17 protein-coding genes are annotated in these 18665 nt (G+C 73.7%); 10 read left to right on the top strand and 7 right to left on the bottom strand.

The genetic code is table 11. The annotated features are described in order from the left end of the window. Positions 1-5: 5 nt before the first annotated feature. Positions 6-797 carry an aldo/keto reductase gene (locus MQV74_RS32585; RefSeq protein WP_242729278.1) on the bottom strand — a complete coding sequence of 264 codons (792 nt, stop codon included), beginning with the start codon at positions 795-797 and terminating at the stop codon, positions 6-8. A 348-nt stretch (positions 798-1145) separates the two neighbouring features. Between MQV74_RS32585 and pqqA the strand changes: the two genes are divergently transcribed. The 8 genes from pqqA (at position 1146) to MQV74_RS32625 (ending at position 7523) form a co-directional block, all read left to right on the top strand. After that, positions 1146-1277 carry a pyrroloquinoline quinone precursor peptide PqqA gene (gene pqqA / locus MQV74_RS32590; RefSeq protein WP_242726060.1) on the top strand — a complete coding sequence of 44 codons (132 nt, stop codon included), beginning with the start codon at positions 1146-1148 and terminating at the stop codon, positions 1275-1277. A gap of 9 nt (positions 1278-1286) precedes the next feature. Further along, complete coding sequence (pqqB, locus tag MQV74_RS32595) at positions 1287-2201, top strand: pyrroloquinoline quinone biosynthesis protein PqqB (protein WP_242726062.1); 915 nt, start codon at positions 1287-1289, stop codon at positions 2199-2201. Positions 2202-2224: 23 nt separating this feature from the next. Next, positions 2225-2941 (top strand): pyrroloquinoline-quinone synthase PqqC, encoded by a 717-nt coding sequence (pqqC, locus tag MQV74_RS32600; protein WP_242729279.1) that lies wholly within the window; start codon positions 2225-2227, stop codon positions 2939-2941. Between the two features lie 57 nt (positions 2942-2998). Further along, positions 2999-3220, top strand: a complete 222-nt coding sequence (gene pqqD / locus MQV74_RS32605) for a pyrroloquinoline quinone biosynthesis peptide chaperone PqqD (RefSeq protein WP_242729280.1) — start codon at positions 2999-3001, stop codon at positions 3218-3220. Positions 3221-3357: 137 nt separating this feature from the next. Next, positions 3358-4422: a pyrroloquinoline quinone biosynthesis protein PqqE gene (pqqE, locus tag MQV74_RS32610; RefSeq protein ID WP_374120807.1), complete on the top strand. Its 1065-nt coding sequence runs from the start codon at positions 3358-3360 to the stop codon at positions 4420-4422. Next, positions 4419-5585, top strand: a complete 1167-nt coding sequence (locus tag MQV74_RS32615) for a glycoside hydrolase family 88/105 protein (RefSeq protein ID WP_242726066.1) — start codon at positions 4419-4421, stop codon at positions 5583-5585. The genes pqqE and MQV74_RS32615 overlap by 4 nt, the downstream gene beginning before the upstream one ends. Before the next feature lie 7 nt (positions 5586-5592). Further along, positions 5593-6372: a polysaccharide lyase gene (locus MQV74_RS32620; RefSeq protein WP_242726068.1), complete on the top strand. Its 780-nt coding sequence runs from the start codon at positions 5593-5595 to the stop codon at positions 6370-6372. A 50-nt stretch (positions 6373-6422) separates the two neighbouring features. Beyond that, positions 6423-7523 carry a PQQ-dependent sugar dehydrogenase gene (locus MQV74_RS32625; protein WP_242726070.1) on the top strand — a complete coding sequence of 367 codons (1101 nt, stop codon included), beginning with the start codon at positions 6423-6425 and terminating at the stop codon, positions 7521-7523. 46 nt (positions 7524-7569) lie between these two features. Here the strand turns inward: MQV74_RS32625 and MQV74_RS32630 are convergent, their stop codons facing one another. Further along, complete coding sequence (locus MQV74_RS32630) at positions 7570-9393, bottom strand: AMP-dependent synthetase/ligase (protein WP_242726072.1); 1824 nt, start codon at positions 9391-9393, stop codon at positions 7570-7572. Positions 9394-9597: 204 nt separating this feature from the next. Next, positions 9598-11103, bottom strand: a complete 1506-nt coding sequence (locus MQV74_RS32635) for an MFS transporter (RefSeq protein ID WP_242726074.1) — start codon at positions 11101-11103, stop codon at positions 9598-9600. Between the two features lie 128 nt (positions 11104-11231). Here MQV74_RS32635 and MQV74_RS32640 point away from each other — a divergent pair, with 128 nt between their 5' ends. Continuing rightward, positions 11232-12209: an Lrp/AsnC family transcriptional regulator gene (locus MQV74_RS32640; RefSeq protein ID WP_242726076.1), complete on the top strand. Its 978-nt coding sequence runs from the start codon at positions 11232-11234 to the stop codon at positions 12207-12209. Here the strand turns inward: MQV74_RS32640 and MQV74_RS32645 are convergent. Further along, complete coding sequence (locus MQV74_RS32645; RefSeq protein WP_242726078.1) at positions 12206-13084, bottom strand: LysR substrate-binding domain-containing protein; 879 nt, start codon at positions 13082-13084, stop codon at positions 12206-12208. The genes MQV74_RS32640 and MQV74_RS32645 overlap by 4 nt on opposite strands. Before the next feature lie 149 nt (positions 13085-13233). Here MQV74_RS32645 and MQV74_RS32650 point away from each other — a divergent pair, with 149 nt between their 5' ends. Further along, positions 13234-14271, top strand: a complete 1038-nt coding sequence (locus MQV74_RS32650; protein ID WP_242726080.1) for a bile acid:sodium symporter family protein — start codon at positions 13234-13236, stop codon at positions 14269-14271. On the opposite strand, the gene MQV74_RS32655 is transcribed toward MQV74_RS32650, so the two are convergent. The 3 genes from MQV74_RS32655 to MQV74_RS32665 form a co-directional block, all read right to left on the bottom strand. Further along, positions 14207-15490 (bottom strand): DUF4185 domain-containing protein, encoded by a 1284-nt coding sequence (locus MQV74_RS32655; protein ID WP_374120727.1) that lies wholly within the window; start codon positions 15488-15490, stop codon positions 14207-14209. The genes MQV74_RS32650 and MQV74_RS32655 overlap by 65 nt on opposite strands. A 10-nt stretch (positions 15491-15500) precedes the next feature. After that, positions 15501-17471, bottom strand: coding sequence for a sialidase family protein (locus tag MQV74_RS32660; RefSeq protein ID WP_242726082.1), 1971 nt, complete (start codon positions 17469-17471; stop codon positions 15501-15503). A 196-nt stretch (positions 17472-17667) separates the two neighbouring features. Continuing rightward, positions 17668-18591: a quinone oxidoreductase family protein gene (locus tag MQV74_RS32665; protein WP_242726084.1), complete on the bottom strand. Its 924-nt coding sequence runs from the start codon at positions 18589-18591 to the stop codon at positions 17668-17670. Positions 18592-18665 lie beyond the last annotated feature (74 nt).

The following is an 18665-nucleotide window of genomic DNA, read 5'->3' on the forward strand; positions in this document are numbered from 1 at the left end:
GTGCGTTATGCGACGTGGAAGTCGGCCGGGTCGGGGCCGAGCCGCCGGTCCTCGTTCAGGGCGCTGATCGCCGCCATGTCCTCCGGGTCGAGCTCGAAGTCGAACACCGCGATGTTCTCGGCGATGCGGGACGGGGTCACCGACTTGGGGATGACCACGTTGCCCAGCTGGAGGTGCCAGCGCAGGACGACCTGGGCCGGGGTGCGGCCGTGCTTCTGGGCGATCGCGACGATCGCCGGGACCTCCAGGAGGCCCTTGCCCTGGCCGAGCGGCGACCAGGCCTCGGTGGCGATGCCCTGCTGCGCGTGGTACTCGCGGGCGGCGCGCTGCTGGAGGTGCGGGTGCAGCTCGATCTGGTTCACGGCCGGGATCACCGACGTGGCGTCGATGAGGCGCTCCAGGTGCTCCGGCAGGAAGTTGGAGACGCCGATCGACTTGGCGCGGCCGTCCGCGAGGATCTCCTCGAAGGCCTTGTACGTGTCGATGTACGTGTCGTTGTCCGGCATCGGCCAGTGGATCAGATACAGGTCGACGTAGTCGAGGCCGAGCTTGTCGAGGGACTCGTCGAACGCCCGGAGCGTCGCGTCGTGACCCTGCGCGCTGTTCCAGAGCTTCGTCGTGACGAAGAGCTCCTCGCGGGCGACGCCGGAGGCGGCGATGGCCTTGCCGGTGCCCGTCTCGTTCTCGTAGACGGCCGCCGTGTCGATGCTGCGGTACCCGGACTCCAGGGCCGTCGCGACCGCCCGCTCCGCCTCGTCGTCCGGCACCTGCCAGACGCCGAAGCCCAGCTGGGGCATCTCGATGCCGTTGTTCAGGATGATCGGGGGGACCTTGCTCACGGGCTTTCGATCCTTATGCGTCGTCGGGTGGTACGTCCATGGTCAACGATCGGCGGCCGTGCCGCATTCCTGGCGGGGGATCCGGGATTCACCGGGGCAGGTCCGGGCCGTGGCGGCCCCTGGAGAATGGCCGGATATAGCTCCGACCTCATCGGTCCGAACCATTGACCGCGTCCCGTCATGCCGCGACTCTGTTGCACGTCACTGAACGCAGGCCATCCATGTGAACACGCTGTGCACAGCGATGGTGGTGTATCCCAGTGGCTCCTGAACCCCCCACTTCTTCAGGAAAGGCAGGACACGCCCATGAACAGCCACGAGACGCAGACGTCGGAGCTTCCTCCGGGCCCGGCCGCCCCCACGGCCTGGCAGACCCCCGAGTACACGGTCGTCGAGACCTCGCTGGAGGTCACCGCGTACCGCCTCGCCGACCGGTAAGCACCGGCCGTGCTGCTCCAGGTGCTCGGCACCGCGGCGGGCGGCGGGCTGCCCCAGTGGAACTGCGCGTGCCCCGGCTGTGCCGGGGCCCGTGCCCACCCCGGGCGCCGCCGACGCCACGCGTCGCTCGCCGTCCGCGCGGGCCCGGGCCGCTGGTACCTCGTCAACGCCACCCCCGACATCGGCGAGCAGATCGAAGGCTGTCCCGATCTGCTGCCCGATCCCGCGGCCGACGTCCGCCGCTCCCCGCTCGCCGGCGTCCTGCTCACCGACGCGGAGCTCGACCACACCCTCGGCGTCGCCCGGCTGCGGGAGGCCCGCGACGGCGTGGACGTGTGGGCCACCGCGCCGGTGCGGTACGCCGTCCGCGAGCGGCTCGGCCTCGGGGCCGTGCTCGGCCCCTACACCACCATCCGCTGGCGCGAGCTGACCGCCGCGGCCGTGCCTCTGGACGAGGGGGCCGAGGTCGCCGTGAGCGCGGTGCCCGTTTCGGCCAAGCGCCCGCGCTACGCGGCCGACGCCACCGGGTCCGCCGCGGAGGGGGACGCCTGGTCCGTCGCCCTGCTCCTGCGGGACACCGGGACCGGCGCCACCGCCCTGTACGCACCGGCCCTCGCCGCCTGGAGCGACGCCTTCGAGGAGGCCGCCCGCGCGGCGGACGTCGTCCTCGTCGACGGCACCTTCTGGGACGACGAGGAGCCGTTGCGGGCCGGGTTCTCGCGCACCACCGCCACCGGGATGGGCCATCTGCCGATCACCGGTCCGGGTGGCACCGCGCACCGGCTCGCGCACCTGCCGGGCCGCTGTCTGTACACGCATCTGAACAATACGAACCCCCTCGGGGACCCCGGTGCCGAGCAGCACGAGCAGCTCGCGGAGCGGGGACTCGGCGTCGCGGTGGAGCGGATGGTGATCGAGCTGTGAGGACGGCCACCCAGGACGGCACGGTGCCCGGCGAGCGCGAGCCGTGGACGCCCGACGAGCTCACCGAGCGGCTGCGGGCCGTCTCCGCCGAGCGCTACCACGACCACCACCCCTTCAACGTCCGTATGCACGACGGCGACCTCAGCCCCGGCGAGCTGCGCCGCTGGATCGCCAACCGGTTCCACTACCAGCGCCACATCCCCGTCAAGGACGCCCTGATCCTGGCCAAGTTCGACGACCCGGCCGTGCGCCGCGGCTGGCTGCGCCGGATCCGGGACCACGACGGCGAGCGCCCCGGCGACGGCGGCATCGAGCGCTGGCTGCGGCTCGGTGAGGCGGCGGGCCTCGGGCGCGACGAGCTTCAGGACGCGTCGCGGGTGCTGCCGGGGGTGCGGCTCGCCGTCGAGGGATACGTCAACTTCTGCCGCCTGCGGCCCGCGCTCGACGCCGTGGCCGCCTCCCTCACCGAGCTGTCCGCGCCGGACCTGATGCGCACCCGGATCGCCGCGTTCGAGCAGCACTACCCGTGGATCGACGCCGACGGGCTCGCCTACTTCCGCGGCCGGGTGGAACAGGGCGGCCGCGACGGACAGGAGGCGCTCGGCCTGGTCCGCGCGTGGGCGCGCACCCGGGAACAGCAGGAGCGGGCCGTGGCCGCGCTCGCCTTCAAGTGCGACGTGCTGTGGTCGCTGCTGGACGCCGTCGACCGCGGCCCCGCCGGGGCCCACGCGAAGGAGTGAGCCGCCGTGACCGACCTCGTACGACTCGACTGGCGGCCCGTGCTCGCCCGCTCGGTGATGCTCCGTCACGACCGGGTGCGCGGCGTCGACCTGCTCGTCCTGCCCGAGCGGGTGGTGGTCCTGCGCGGCGCCGCCGGAAGCATCGTGGCGCTGTGCGACGGGGAGCGTGACGTGGAGGCGATCGTCGCGGAGCTGACACGGCGTCACCCACAGGCGCCGGTCGCCGCCGAAGTGCCCGTCTTCCTGGAGCAGTTGCGGGACGAGGGGTGGCTGCGGTGACCGCCGCCGCGCCGCCCCCGGCTCCGGACCCCGCGCCGCCCCCGGCTCCGGACCCGCCCCCGGACCCGGCGCCACCTTCGGCTCCGGACCCGTCCCGGGACTCCGCCCCGCCCCCGCCCCCGGAGCCCCCCTGGGCCCTGCTCGCCGAGCTCACGCACGGCTGTCCGCTGCGCTGCTCCTACTGCTCCAACCCGACCAAACTGGTTGGTCGGTCAGCCGAGCTGTCCGGGGCGGAGTGGGCCGACGTCTTCCGTCAGGCCGGTGACCTGGGCGTCGTCCAGACCCATCTGTCCGGCGGCGAGCCGCTGTTGCGCCGCGATCTGCCGCACATCGTGGCCGCCGCCGACGGCGCGGGGATCCACACCCAGCTCGTCACCAGCGGCGTCGGCCTGCACGAGGCCCGGCTCGCCGCCCTCGTGGCCGCGGGCCTGCGCAGCGTGCAGCTGTCCGTGCAGCACACCGACCCGGGCGCCGCCCGGCGCATCGCCGGGGCGCGGGCGTCCGCCGCCAAGGAGCGGGCGGCCCGCGTGGTCCGCGACGCCGGACTGCCGCTCGGCCTGAACGTGGTCCTGCACCGCGCCAACCTGGACGCGCTCGACTCCCTCGTCGAACTCGGCCTGGCCTGGGGCGCGGAGCGCGTCGAGCTCGCCAACACCCAGTTCTACGGCTGGGCCCTGCGCAACCGCGACGCGCTCCTGCCGCACCCCGAGCAGGTGGCCCGCGCCCGCCGCACCGTCGAGCGGTGGCGGGCCGACCTCACCGGGCGCATGGAGCTGGTGTGGGTGGCCCCCGACTACGTCGACGCCACCGCCAAGCCCTGCATGGGCGGCTGGGGCGCGGTGTCCCTGACCGTCGCGCCCGACGGCACGGTCCTGCCCTGCCCGGCCGCCGCCGAGCTGCTCGGCGCGGCCGCCCCCAGCGTGCGGGAGCGGCGGCTCGACTGGATCTGGCGGTCCTCGCCCGCCTTCACGCGCTACCGGGGCGAGGCCTGGATGCCCGAGCCCTGCCGCTCCTGCGAGCTGCGGACGGTCGACTTCGGCGGCTGCCGCTGCCAGGCGTACGCCCTGACGGGTGACGCCGCCCGCACGGACCCCGCCTGCCGGCACTCGCCCGACCACGGGATCGTGCGGGCCCTCGTCGACGCCGCGCGCCGGCCCGCGCGGACCGCGGCCGACTACGCCTACCGCGAAGGAGCATCATGAAACGTCCCGCCCTGTCCGTGGCGGCGTGCGCCCTCGCCCTGGCGGGCCTCGTGGGGACCGCCCCCGCGACCCCGGCCGCCCCCACCACGACGCGCACGGCCGAGGACTGGTCCGTGGCCCTCGTCGAATCCACCATGGCCCGCCACACACCGACGTCCATCGGCGGCTGGTCGTACCCCGTCGGGCTCTACCTCTACGGCCAGTACCGCACGTATCTGCGCACCGGCGACGCGCGCTATCTGACGTATGTGAAGGCGTACGTCGACCGGTTCGTCGACCAGGACGGGAACACCGCGCAGAAGTTCACCAGCCTCGACAGCATGCAGGCGGGGCGGCTCCTGGTGATCCTGCACCACGAGACGGGCGAGGACCGCTACCGGATCGCCGCGCGCACGATCCGGGAGCGCCTCAAGGCCTACCCGCGCACCGCCGACGGCGGCTTCTGGCACGCCGACGCCGCGAGCCGCGCGCACCAGCTCTGGTCGGACGGTGTCTACATGGTGACGCCGTTCCTCGTCGAGTACGGCGCGGAGTTCGACGACGAGGCGTACGCCGACCGCGAGGCCGTCGCGCAGCTGAACACCTACGCCCGCCACCTCCAGGCGGACAACGGCCTGTTCCAGCACGCCTTCGACGAGTCGCGCACCGCGGCCTGGGCCGACAAGGAGACGGGGCGTGCCCCCGAGCAGTGGTGCCGGGCCATCGGCTGGTACGCGATGGCCGCCGTCAACGTCCTCGACGCCACGGCGAAGGACCGGCCGGGCCGCGAGGAGCTCCTGCGCACCGTGCGGAAGCTCGCGGCGGGCATCGCGCGCACCCAGGACCCGGCCACCGGCCGCTGGTTCCAGGTCGCCGACAAGGGGGGCCGGGAAGGGAACTGGACCGAGACGTCCTGTTCCAGCATGTTCACCTACGCCCTCGCGCGCGCCGCCGAGAAGGGCTACGTCTCCGCGTCGTACCGCGAGGTTGCCCGGCGCGGCCATCAAGGGGTCCTGGAGAAGATCTCGCGCGGCCCCGACGGGCTGACCGACCTCACCGACATCTCCATCGGCACGAACGTCGGCGACTACGCCTTCTACGTCGCCCGGCCCCGTCGGACCAACGACTTCCACGGGCTCGGCGCCTTCCTGCTCATGAACGAACAGCTGCGGAAACAGAGGTGAGCCGGGCATGACCCCGTCGCGAAGGGCCGTCCTGGGCGCGGCACTCGGCGCGGCCGCCACGGCCGCCGGAGCGCCGCCCGCCGGAGCGGCCGCCGTCGCATGGCAGCTGCGCTGGGCGCCGTCCGCCCGCGAGGTCGGGACCCGCGCCTTCGAGACCCTGGAGGACGACCGCGCCGACTCGCACCCCGAGGCCGCGCCGCACATCTCCGCCGAGGGCGACACCTTCCGCTTCGCCCTCCACACCGTCGACCGCGACACCAGCACCGACCGCCAGCGCCAGGAGGTCACCGGCTGCCGCACCGGCGACACCTACCTGAAGTGGCGGCGGGGCGAGACCTGGCGGGTCACCTACCGCATGTTCCTGCCGAGTTCGCTGCGGGCGACCACGACGTTCACGCACATCATGCAGATGAAGCAGCCCGGCACGGGCAGCGCGCCGCTCGTCGTGCAGTCCCTGCGCCGCTCCGGCGGCGACCAGACCATCGAACTGAAGGTCTTCGGGCAGGACGTCCTCGTCGGCCGCACGGCCCTGGAACCGCTGCACGACCGGTGGACCGATGTCGACTTCCGGATCACGATCGGCGACGGCTCGGCGGGCTCCGTGCGCTGGATCCTCATGAGCGGCGGCACGACGGTCGTCGACCGGGAGGCGTCCGGCGTGGACACCTTCCTCGCCGACCGGGTGCGGCCCAAGTGGGGCATCTACCGCTCCCTCGGCGACACCTCCGGCTCGATCCGGGACACCTACATGCTCCTGTCCGACCTGCGCGCCTACCAGCTCGTCTGACGCGTCGTACCGGCATCTCCCACCCCCCCCCCGGCCCACAGGAGGCACCCATGCACGGCACCAGCAGGCCGACCGTCCGGAGCGTGGTCCTGGCGGCCACCGCCGTCCTCACCGCGGGACTCGTGACCCACGTCCCCTCGGCGGCGGCCGCGCCGCCCGCCCCGGCCGATGAGCCCACCGGCGTCAAGACCGTCTCGAACGGCTGGACCATACCGTGGGGCACCTCCTGGCTCCCCGACGGCAAGTCCGCGCTCGTCACCGAGCGGGACGACTTCCGCGTCTGGTCGGTGTCGGCCGACGGGGCCACGAAGAAGCAGCTCGGCACGGTGCCGGAGGCGCAGACCACCGGCGGCGAGGGCGGCCTCATGGGCGTCGCCGTCGACCCGCAGTGGGCGTCCAACCACTACGTGTACGTCATGCACACCGCGGCCGAGGGCAACCGCATCGCCCGCATGACCTACGACGGCTCCTCGCTCGGCGGCTACACGGTCCTGGTCAAGGGCATCAAGAAGGCCAAGTACCACAACGGCGGCCGCCTCGCCTTCGGCCCCGACGGCCATCTCTACGCCACCACGGGCGACGCCCAGGACCGCAACCTCGCCCAGGACAAGAACTCCCTCAACGGCAAGATCCTGCGCCTGACCCGGGACGGCGAGCCCGCCCCCGGCAACCCCTTCGGCACGCTCGTCTACAGCCTGGGCCACCGCAATCCGCAGGGCATCGCCTTCGACCCGCAGGGCCGCCTGTGGGAGGCCGAGCTCGGCGACGCCACCAGGGACGAGCTGAACCTCATCAAGCCCGGCAAGAACTACGGCTGGCCCACCTGCGAGGGCACCTGCAACGTGTCCGGGATGACCAACCCCAAGCAGACCTGGGGCGTCGCCGAGGCCTCGCCGAGCGGCGTCGCCGTCGTGGACGGGGCGGTCTACATGGCGGCCCTCAAGGGCGAGCGCCTGTGGCGCGTCCCCATCAACGCCGACAACGAGAACGTCGGCTCCGCCAAGGCGTTCTACGTCGGCCGGTACGGCCGCCTGCGCGCGGTGACGGCCGTGCCCGGCGCGCAGGCGCTGTGGCTGTCCACGACCAACGCCGACAACAACGGCGGCCGGCCCGACGGCGCGGACAAGATCCTGCGCGTCTCGATCGGCTGACCCGTGACCCACCGGCGGGCCGCCACGGGCCCACCGGACCGGTCCGTCAGGGGTACAGCGCCGCGACCTCGTCCGCGTACGCCTGCTCGATGGCCTTGCGCTTCAGCTTGAGGGAGGGCGTGAGCAGGCCGTGCTCCTCGGTGAACTGGTGCGCCAGGATCCGGAACGTCCGGATCGACTCGGCCTGCGAGACCAGGGTGTTGGCGGCGACCACCGCGCGCCGCACCTCGGTCTCCAGGTCCGGTTCGCGCACCAGGTCGGCCAGGGCGAGCGGGGGCTTGTCGCGCAGGGCGAGCCAGTGGTCGACGGCCTCCGCGTCCAGGGTGACGAGCGCCGCGACGTACGGGCGGTCGTTGCCGACGACGATGCACTGCGCGACCAGCGGATGGTCGCGCACCCGCTCCTCCAGCTGGGCGGGGGACACGCTCTTGCCGCCGGAGGTCACCAGGATCTCCTTCTTGCGGCCGGTGATCGTGAGGTAGCCGTCCTCGTCGAGGGCGCCCAGGTCACCGGTGGCGAGCCAGCCATCGTGCAGGGCCGCGTCGGTGGCCTTGGGGTCGTTGAGGTAGCCCTGGAAGACGTGGGGGCCGCGCAGCCACACCTCGCCGTCGTCCGCGATGTGCACGGTCGTGCCCGGGACGGCCTGGCCGACCGTGCCGTAGCGGGTGCGCTCGGGCGGGTTGGCGGTCGCGGCGGCCGAGGACTCGGTGAGGCCGTAGCCCTCGAAGACGGTGACGCCCGCGCCCGCGAAGAACAGGCCGAGGCGCCGGTCCATGCCCGAGCCGCCGGACATCGCGTGCCGCACCCGGCCGCCCATCGCCTCGCGCACCTTGGCGTACACCAGTTTGTCGAAGAGCTGGTGCTGCATCCGCAGGCCCGCCGAGGGTCCTGGCCCGGTGCCGAAGGCCTTGGCCTCCATCGCGTCGGCGTACTTCACGGCCACCTCGACGGCCTTGTCGAACGGGCCCGCCCTGCCCTCCCGTTCGGCCTTGCGCCGGGCCGCGTTGAAGACCTTCTCGAAGATGTACGGCACGGCGAGGAAGAAGGTGGGCCGGAACGCGGCCAGGTCCGGGAGCAGCGCCGCCGCGGTGAGGCTCGGCTGGTGCCCCAGCTTGACCCGGCCGCGCACCGCCGCCACCTGCACCATGCGGCCGAAGACGTGCGCGAGCGGCAGGAACAGCAGCGTGGACGCCTCGTCGCCGCGCTTGGAGTGGAACACCGGCTCCCAGCGCCGGATGACCGTGTCCACCTCGAACATGAAGTTCGCGTGGGTGAGCACACAGCCCTTGGGGCGGCCCGTGGTGCCGGAGGTGTAGATCACGGTGGCGACGGAGTCGGGCGTGACCGCGCGGCGGTGGCGGTGCACCACCTCGTCGTCCAGGTCGCGGCCCGCCTCGCCGAGCTCGCGCACCGCGTCCCCGTCGAGCTGCCACAGACAGCGGAGCAGCGGAAGGCGGTCCACGACCGAGCCGATCGTCATCGCGTGGTCCTCGTGCTCGACCATGGCCGCGGTGACCTGCGCGTCGTGCAGCATCCAGAACACCTGCTCGGCCGACGACGTCGGATAGACGGGGACGACCTGCGCGCCGACCGTCCACAGGGCGAAGTCGAACAGCGTCCACTCGTAGCGGGTGCGGCACATGATGGCGACCCGGTCCCCGAAGCGCACGCCCTGGGCGAGCAGCCCCTTGGCGAGCGCGAGGACCTCGTCGCGGAACTGCGCCGAGGTCACGTCCCGCCAGACGCCGTCGTCGCCCTTGCGCCCGAGCACGACGCGGACCGGATCCTCCAGGGCATGGTCGAAGACGGCGTCGGCAAGGCCGCCCACCTTGGGAGCCGACGCCAGGGGAGGGTTCGTGAACTCGCGCAATGGTGCTCCTTGTGGCGCTCCGCACAGCGCCGGTGACGGTACCCCACCCCAGTCCCTTCCGGGAGGGGGGTGGGGAACGGGCCAACTGGCACGATCGTCACAGGTCAGCCGGTGAAATGCGGCCACAAGGGGAAGGGCCGGACAGTTTCCTGACGGATGAGTAAGTTTCGGTGGGGTAATCTCCACCGAATCTGTACGCGGAAGTTACGCCTGGAGCTGCTTCGCGGGCGTGCCCTCGACCGTCCGTTCGGACTCGGCGGGCCCCTGACCTGCGTCGGCCGTCCGCTTGGTCCGGACCATCACGAGGACCGCGACCCCCGCCACGAGGCCGGTGATCCCCGCCGTGAGCGAGGCGCCGTTGAGCCCGGACGCGAACGCCTCGCGCACGCTGTGCTCGGAGATCGCGCCCCGGACGGCCGCCGCCCCGCCGCCCGCCACGGTGTGTGCCGCGTCGTGGCCGAGCGCGTCCTGCATCCGCGAGGTCAGGACCGTGCCGAAGACGGCGACGCCGAGGGCGTAGCCGAGCTGCCGGAAGGTGTTCACCGCGCCGCCCGCCATGCCCGCGTCGCGCGGGGGCACCGCGGCGAGCGCGGCGCCCGCGAGCCCCGGCGAGACCAGACCGATGCCGACGCCCGCGAGCACCAGGCCCGGCACGAGCGCGCCCCAGGACGAGCCCGCGTCGAGTACCGCCATCGCCAGGCCGCCCGCGCCGATCAGGAGCAGCCCGACGCCGATGACGTACCGCCCCGGCACCCCGTGCAGCAGGCGCCCGCCGACCGCCGCCACCACGAACGACGTGGCCGACAGCGGCACCAGGACCAGGCTGCCGTGCACCGGGCTCATGCCGAGCACCGTCTGCAGCCAGATCGAGAGGTACGGGATCACGCCGAACGCGGCCGCGTTGTAGCCGATCGCGCCGATCAGGACCCCGGTGAACGCGGGCTTGCGCAGCAGCCGCAGATCGAGCAGCGGATACGCGGCGCGGCGCTCCACCACGACGAAGGCGAGCAGCGCGAGCGCCGCCACCGCGAGCGTCACCCCGGTGCGCGCCGAGGCCCAGCCGACCGTCGACGCCCGCACCACGCCGAACGTGAGCGCGCCCGCGAACAGCGCGAACGTCGCCGTGCCCGCCCAGTCCACGCGCCGCTCCGCGCGCCCGCGCGACGGCGGCACCGCGCGCAGCGTCAGCCACACCGCGGCCACGCTCACCGGCAGGTTGACGAAGAAGATCCAGCGCCAGCCCGGCCCCTCGGTGAGCAGCCCGCCGACGATCGGCCCGAGCGCGGCGGCGGCACCGCTCACCGCGCCCCACAGGCCGAGCGCCACCGAGCGCTCCTTGCCCTGGTAGGCGGCGCCGAGCAGCGGCAGCGTCGTGGCGAACATCGCGGCGGCCCCGAGGCCCTGCACCGCGCGCGCCGCCACCAGCAGCTGCGCGTCGGCCGCGAGCCCGCAGCCGAGCGAGGCGACCGCGAAGACGACGGTGCCCGCGAGCTGGACGCGCCGGTGCCCGACCACGTCGGCGGCGGCGCCGATGCCGAGCAGCAGCGCGGCGAGCGCGAGCGCGTAACCGTCGATGACCCACTGCAGATCGCTGAGCGAGGCGTCGAGCGCCCGCGCCATGTCGGGCAGCGCCACGACCACGATCGTCACGTCGAGCAGCAGCATGAACGTGCCCAGGCACACCGCCGTCAACGGCCCCCATGAGCGCATGGTCTTACTCCCGTTCCCTGGTCCGTACGCCACCGGGCGGTGGCTCCGATGCCGTACGATCCGTGACGGCCGGACGATCGTGACGGCCATGGGCCGCACGGCGGCGGTATCCGACATCTCAGGGGTGCATGACGATGGAATCCTCCATACTCGACGCACTGGACCAGAAGCTGCTCCAGGCCCTGGAGACCGACGGGCGCGCGCCGTTCAGCAAGATCGCGGCGGTGCTCGGCGTCTCGGACCAGACCATCGCGCGCCGCTTCCGGCGGCTCACCGCCGAGGTCGGGCTCCGCGTCGTGGTGCTGCGCAACGCCGAGCGGCTCGGCCAGGACCACTGGATGCTCCGGCTGCGCTGCGCGCCGGACGGCGCGCAGACCATCGCGCACGCGCTCGCCCGCCGCCCCGACACGTTCTGGGTGGGCCTGGCCTCCGGCGGTACGGAGGTCCTGTGCATGACCAAGCCCCGCACCCAGGGCGATCACGACCTGCTGCTCGGCAAGCTGCCGCGCACCCCGCACATCGTGGAGATCCGCGCGCACCAGCTCCTGCACACGTTCTTCGGCGGGCCGTGCGGCTGGCTGGGCAAGCTCGCGCCGCTGAGCGCCGCGGAGCTCGCGGCGCTGACGCCGAAGCTCCCCGAGCGGTCCGAGGGGCCGGTCCGGATCGCGCCGGAGGACGAACCCCTGGTGGCCGCGCTCGAAGCGGACGGCCGTGCCGGATACCCCGAACTCCAGCGCGCCACCGGCCTCTCGGAGTCCACGGTCAAGCGCCGTCTGACCGCGCTCCTGGAGTCCCGGGCGGTCTACGTCGACATCGAGTACAGCGCCGAGGCCCTCGGCTACCACACCGGCGCGGTCCTGTGGATCACCGCCGCGCCCGCCGCCCTGCACGCCGTCGGCAAGGCCCTGGCCGGACACCACGAGATCGCCTACGCCGCCGCCACGGCCGGCCCCTCCAACCTGGTGGCGACGGCCGTCGCCAAGGACACGGCGAGTCTGTACGCCTACCTCAGCGGGAAGATCGGCCGCCTGGAGGGCGTCCAGCACGTGGAGACGACGCCGTTCCTGCGCCGGGTGAAGCAGCTGACGTACCAGCCCACGCGCTAGGCGCGCCCGCGCTGCAACCGGTCCCCGCCCGCCAGGATCGCCGCCGCGAGCGCGTCCGCCGCCGTGTGGGTGCCCGGTGCGGCCGGGCGCCGCTCGCCGTGCCGCAGGACGAAGTCCACCGCGCCGAGCTCCGGCAGGCCGAGCCGGTCGGAGACCCGCACCAGGCCGGGCGGGACCAGGCCGCGCGAGTGCGCCATCACGCCGAGCCCGGCGCGCGCGGCGGCCACCAGGCCGTTCAGGCTGCCGCTGGTGCAGGCGATCCGCCAGGGGCGGCCGCTGTCCTCCAGGGCCCGCAGCGCGAGCGCCCGGGTGATGCCCGGCGGCGGGTACACGATCAGCGGCACCGGGCGCCCCGGGTCCAGGCGCAGCCGCGGCGCACCGATCCACACCAGGTCGTCGTGCCAGACCAGTTCGCCGCGCGGGTCCTTCGGGCGCCGCTTGGCGAGGACGAGGTCGAGCTTGCCCGCGTCCAGGCGCTCGTGCAGCGTGCCGGACAGCTCGACCGTCAGCTCCAGGTCGACCTCCGGGTGCTCGTGCCGGAAGGATTGCAAGATGTCGGTGAGCCGGGTCAGGACGAAGTCCTCGGACGCGCCGAAGCGCAGCCGCCCGCCGAGGCGGGCGCCGGTGAAGTGCGCCGTGGCCTGCTCGTGCACCTCCAGGATGCGGCGCGCGAAGCCGAGCATCGCCTCGCCGTCCTCGGTCAGCTCCACGCGGTGCGTGTCCCGCGCGAACAGCGGCCGCCCGGTCGCGTCCTCCAGGCGCCGCACGTGCTGGCTGACCGTCGACTGGCGCAGGCCGAGCCGCCGCGCGGCCTGCGTGAAGCTCAACGTCTGGGCCACCGCGAGGAACGTACGCAGCTGAGCGGGGTCGTACACCCCGCCAGGTTATCGCGGTACGTGATGACAGTCAGAGCGGTCTACGGGATTCCCGATGACGTGGAAGAGGAGGACCATGGAGAGGGCACGTACCGGGTCCGGCCCGTGGACGGGCCCGAAGAACCGAGACCCCGAGAGCACGGAGCCCTGTGAAACGCCCGTCCTGGCCGTCGTGGATGCCGGTCGACCCCTTCATCGCGGTGCTGCTCGCCACCGTCGGCCTCGCCGCGCTCCTGCCCGCCCGGGGCACCGCGGCCGACGTCGCGTCCGGGGCCTCCACCACGGCCGTCGCGCTGCTGTTCTTCCTCTACGGCGCCCGCCTCTCGACCCGGGAGGCGCTGGACGGGCTGCGGCACTGGCGGCTGCACCTCACCGTGCTGCTGTGCACGTTCCTGGTGTTCCCGCTGCTCGGCCTCGCCGCCAAGGGACTCGTGCCGCACGTCCTGACGCCCGCGCTCTACAGCGGCTTCCTGTTCCTGACCCTGGTGCCCTCGACGATCCAGTCGTCGATCGCCTTCACCTCGCTGGCGCGCGGCAACGTGCCCGCGGCGATCTGCGCGGGCACGTTCTCCTCCCTCGCCGGGGTGGTGCTCACCCCGCTGCTCGTGGCCTGGCTGCTCGCCGACACCGGCGGCGGCTTCTCCGCCGACGCGTTCGTGAAGATCGTGCTCCAGCTGCTCGTGCCGTTCCTCGCCGGGCAGGTGCTGCGGCGCTGGATCGGGGGCTTCGTCACGCGGCACAAGAAGGTCCTGAGTCTGATCGACCGGTGCTCGATCCTGCTCGTCGTCTACACCGCGTTCAGCCAGGGCATGGTGCGCGGCATCTGGAGCCAGGTCACCCCGGCCCGGCTCGCCGCGCTGCTCGGCCTCGAGGCGGTGCTGCTCGCGCTGATGCTCAGCCTGACCTGGTACGGCGCGAAGCGGCTCGGCTTCGACCGCGCCGACCGGGTCGCCATCCAGTTCGCGGGGTCGAAGAAGTCCCTGGCGGCCGGGCTGCCCATGGCCAGCGTCCTGTTCGGCGCGCAGGCCTCGCTCGCGGTCCTGCCCCTGATGCTCTTCCACCAGATGCAGCTGATGGTCTGCGCGGTGATCGCCAAGCGCCGCTCCCACGACCTGGAGGAGTTCACTCCGGCCGGGCCAGGCGCAGCGTCACGAACCGCGGCCGGTACAGCTCCACGTTCCGGTTGACGTTCGCCTGCCCCGCCGCCGTCGCCGTGGCGTCCGGCGCGTTCACGTCGTAGCTCAGGACGAGGCGGCCGCCGCCGCTCAGGGCGGGGTGCGCCTGCGGGTTGTACGCGGCCGAGTCCGCGGGCAGCGGCGGCGCGAAGCCCTTGGCGGGGCCGTACCAGGGCCCGCTCGGCGAGCACGCCCAGTACGACGTGACGGTGGTCAGGCCCCGCGCCCCCGCCGCCATCGTGAACAGCACGTACGTGCCGCCGTCCCGGACCACGGTGAACGCGCTGCCGACCCCCTTCTGGTCGTCGTCGCCGAGCACCGAGCGCGGCTTCGCCCCGGCGCGCGACCAGTCGCCGCCGTCCCAGTAGCGCCAGGCCGCGGGGTCGCCGAGGCCGCCGTGCGGGACGCGGGCGACATAGGCGCGCGAGGAGGGGCGCGAGGCGGTCTGCGCGTCGTTGCCGCCGAAGACGTACGTCCAGTCGCCGTCGTCGACCGTGGTGGTGCCGTACAGCACCCGCCGCTCGGGGTCGGCGACGCCGCGCTGGTCGGAGATCTGCGTGATCCCTTCGAGGGCGAGGTCGGGCAGGGTGAGCGTGGCGACCTCGGTGGCGGCGGGCACCCCGAAGATCCACGGCGCGGGGCCCGCGGCCCGGGTCCACAGCAGCACGCGCACGACCTGCTCGTCGCCGCCCGGCGTGCGCGGCTCGACCTTCGCGGCGACCGGCCACCGCCACTGCCCGGGCGCGGGGTCGGCGAACAGGGGCGTGGGCAGGGTCCGCTCCAGGGCTCCGGAGCGGGACGTCACCACCCCGGAGTTGCGGACCATCGGGGCGCCGCCGTCGCGCCACTTGTGCGGCTTGCCCTGCTGGTTGGGCGGTGGGTGCACCCGGCCGAGGAAGGTGTCGGAGAACAGCCACAGGACGCGCCCGTCGGGCAGCTTCACCGAGTGGGTGCCGTCGCCGCCGCTCCAGTCGTCGTCGCGCGCCGCGTCGTCGCCGTACGCGGCGAACGCGTCGGTCAGGCCGGTCTCGGGGCGCCAGGACTCCACGCCGCGGGCCGTGCACGCCGCCGGGCCCTTCCGGTCGTCCTCGTCGTCCGGAAGGGCCGTCAGGAGCACGGCCGCGCAGGCGAGCACCGCCAGCAGGGCGACCCACAGCACGGGTGAACCGGGGCCGCCCCGCTGCCGGTTCGCCGCCGTCGGACCGGTGAGCGGGCGTGTGGCTTGGGACACGCCCGGGACGCTAGTTCCTCGGGCGCACGCGGTCCATGGGCAGCCAGGCGACGGTGTCCGGTGTCACAGCGGACCGGCCGGCCCGCCGCTCGCCGGGGTCGGCCACCGAGGCGAGCCCGTCCACCTCCGCGTCGGTCAGGGCGCGCTTGAAGACCCGTACCTCGTCGATGGCTCCGGCGAAGTGGGCCCGGCTGTCGACGCGCTGCCCGATGTGCACGCCGAACGGCGAGTTGCGGCTGACCGTGCCCGGCACGTCGGGCCGGGACAGCTCGGTGTCGTCCACGAACAGCGTGAGCTCCCCGTCGGCGCGCCGCAGCACGGCGTGGTGCCACGCGCCGTCGTTGTACGCGCCCTGGGTGCTCAGGGACGCCGAGCGGGGCGGCGTACCGCCGTCACGGGTGGTGATCAGACCGGTGACGCGGCCCGCCGCGGGTTCGCCGCGCAGCCACACCTGGGGCTGGTTCGTGCCGACGCCGCCCATCCACAGCATCGGCTGCTCCCCGCTGGTGGCGGAGTAGCGGAACCACAGGGACAGGGTGAAGTCTCCCGAGCCCAGCGGGAGTTGGGGCCTGAAGCGCAGGCGTACCGCGTCGTCGGTGCCGTCGAAGGCGAGCGCGTCGCCCGTGACGCCGTCGGTGCGGCGCGCGCCGCCGAGCACCGCGGCCCCGGGCGCGCCGGGAGCCCAGTCGCTCGTGTGCGGGTCGGGGCCGCGCCGCGGCTTCAGCCAGTCCTCGGTGAAGCGCGCGAAGCGGATCTCGTCGCGGGCGTCGACCGGGCCGCCCTCGTACATCAGGCCCACGTGGTCGGCGTCGGCCTGCACCATGTCCGAGTAGCCGGACCAGTCGGTGGTGACGACGGTGCCGCGGTCGAAGCTGTCCCAGGTGCGGCCGCCGTCGTAGGAGGACCGGACGGTCATGGTGCGGCGCCGGTCCGGGTCGCCCGGGCAGGCGAGCAGGAGCCGGTCGCCGAGCCGCAGCGTCGAGCCCTGCACCTGGGGCGTGTACAGGTCGGGCTGGGGGCGGAAGGGCGCGATGAAGCTGTCGCCGCCGTCGCGGCTGACGGTGTGGGAGCGGTGCCCGAGGTCGGTGCCGTCCTGTTCGCGCCCGCTGACGTAGATGGAGCCGTCCTGACGCTCGGTGACGGTCATCTCCGACGGCTTCTGCCGGAACGTGCCGTCGGCGGCGTCCACGGGGTACGAGTCGGTGGCGCCGATCCGCCACCGGTCGCCGCCGTCGTCGCTGACGATGAGCGCGGCGTGGTTGGCGGTGACCCGGCTGCCGTTCCACGTCTCGGCGTTCACGGCGAAGACGAGGCGGCCCTTGTGGCGGCCGCGGGTCAGCTGCAGGCCGTGCACGGGCCCGGTCGCATACCAGGAGTTCCAGCCGGCGGGCAGGATCTCCTTGCTCAGGTCCCGCGGCGGCGACCAGGTCACGCCGTCGTCGTCGCTGTACTGGAGGTGCGGGGTGCGGTCGCACGGCACCTCGCAGTTCTTGCCGTCCGTGCGTCCCGTGTTGTACGTCTCCGCGAGCACGACGCGGCCCGTGTCCCGGTCCACGATCGGCGTCGGGTTGCCGTGGGTGTTCCCGGCGCCCTCGTTGATGACCTGCATGGGCCCCCAGGTGCGGCCGCCGTCGTGGGACCGCTTGAGGACGAGGTCGATGTCGCCCGCGTCGCTGCAGTCGTTGACACGGCCCTCGGCGAAGGCGAGCAGCGTGCCCTTCGCCGTCTTCACCACGGCCGGTATACGGAAGCAGGTGTACCCGGGATCCTGGGAAGCCTTGAAGAGGACCTGTTGCTCGAAGGGCGGCAGCGCCCGGTCACCGGCCGCGGCCGAGCCGCTCAGCGCCGACGGCAGGGCGAGCGCGGTGAGGGTGGCCGTGGTCAGCGCGGCGACGGTGCGCCGGGGCGTGCGGAGGCGGGCAGGGGGTGCGGCGAGGTCGAGCCGGGGAGGTCTGGGGCGTGCGCGGTGTCTCAGGGGCATTCGGCGGCCCTTCGTAGTGACCATATCGACCGGACATATGGACATCCCATGTCCAAGGTGCGGGGCGCCGACGCTACTTGGGCCGCTGGGGCCGCACAAGAACCGCGCGTGCAGCTGAAGCCATACGGGCGAGCGGGTCCGGAATCAACCCTCCTAACGGGTGAGAATGCGGCTGGAGTGACCACTCCGTCGGCCGCTACGGGACGAGGACGACCTTGCCGAGGTTGGCGCGGGACTCGATGGCCTCGTGCGCCCCCGCCGCCTCCTCCAGGGGGAACGCGGCGTGCACGGCGGGCCGCAGCGCGCCCTCCCCGAACAGCCGCCACAGCTCCCGGCGCCACGCCTCGTAGGTGTCCGGGCGTCCCCGGGCGATGAGTGCCATCTGAAATCCCGTCACGGACTTGGCGCCGACGAGCAGGTCGTACGCCCGCACGGTGCCGCCGCCCGAGCTGTAGGCGACCAGGCGGCCGAAGGGGGCGAGCGCGGCCAGGGCCGGGGCGAGCAGCTCGCCGCCCACCGCGTCCAGGCAGTAGTCGACGGGCTCGCCCCAGCTCTCCCGGTCGTACGTGACCACCTCGGTGGCGCCCAGGGAGCGCACGAAGCCGGCCTTGGCGGGGTCCGACACGGCGCCCACCACCCGCCCGGCGCCGCCGAGCGCGGCCAGCTGCACCGCCAGATGGCCCACGCCGCTGGCCGCCCCGGTGATCAGCGCGGCCTCGCCGGGCGCGGGCCGCGCCGCCTGGAGCGCGCCGTAGGCGACCAGGCCGCTGCGGACCAGGGCCACCGCGTCGGTCGCGCTCGCGCCGTCCGGCACGGGGGAGGCCATGGCGGTGTGCAGCAGGGCGTAGTCGGCGTAGCCGTGCCCGAAGGTCAGCCCGGTGACGCGGTCGCCGGGCGCGAAGCCGGTGACGCCCGGGCCGAGTCCGGCCACCTCGCCCGCGATCTCGCCGCCGAGCGGTATCGGCTCGGGGGACTCGCGCACCTTGCGCACGACGGGCAGCGTCACCCCGGCCGCCGCGACGCGCACGAGCAGCTCGCCCGGCCCGGGCGTGGGCACGGGCACCTCTTCGAGCCGCAGGACCTCCGGGCCTCCGGGCCGGTCGTACCGAACGCGACGCATGCGTGTCTCCTCGGGGCAGAACCATTGGGATGCCCAACGATAACCACAGTTTCATGGGGAAGTCCAACGATTCT

Origin of the sequence: Streptomyces sp. AN091965 (assembly GCF_022698285.1) — a bacterium.
Classification (GTDB): Bacteria; Actinomycetota; Actinomycetes; order Streptomycetales; family Streptomycetaceae; genus Streptomyces.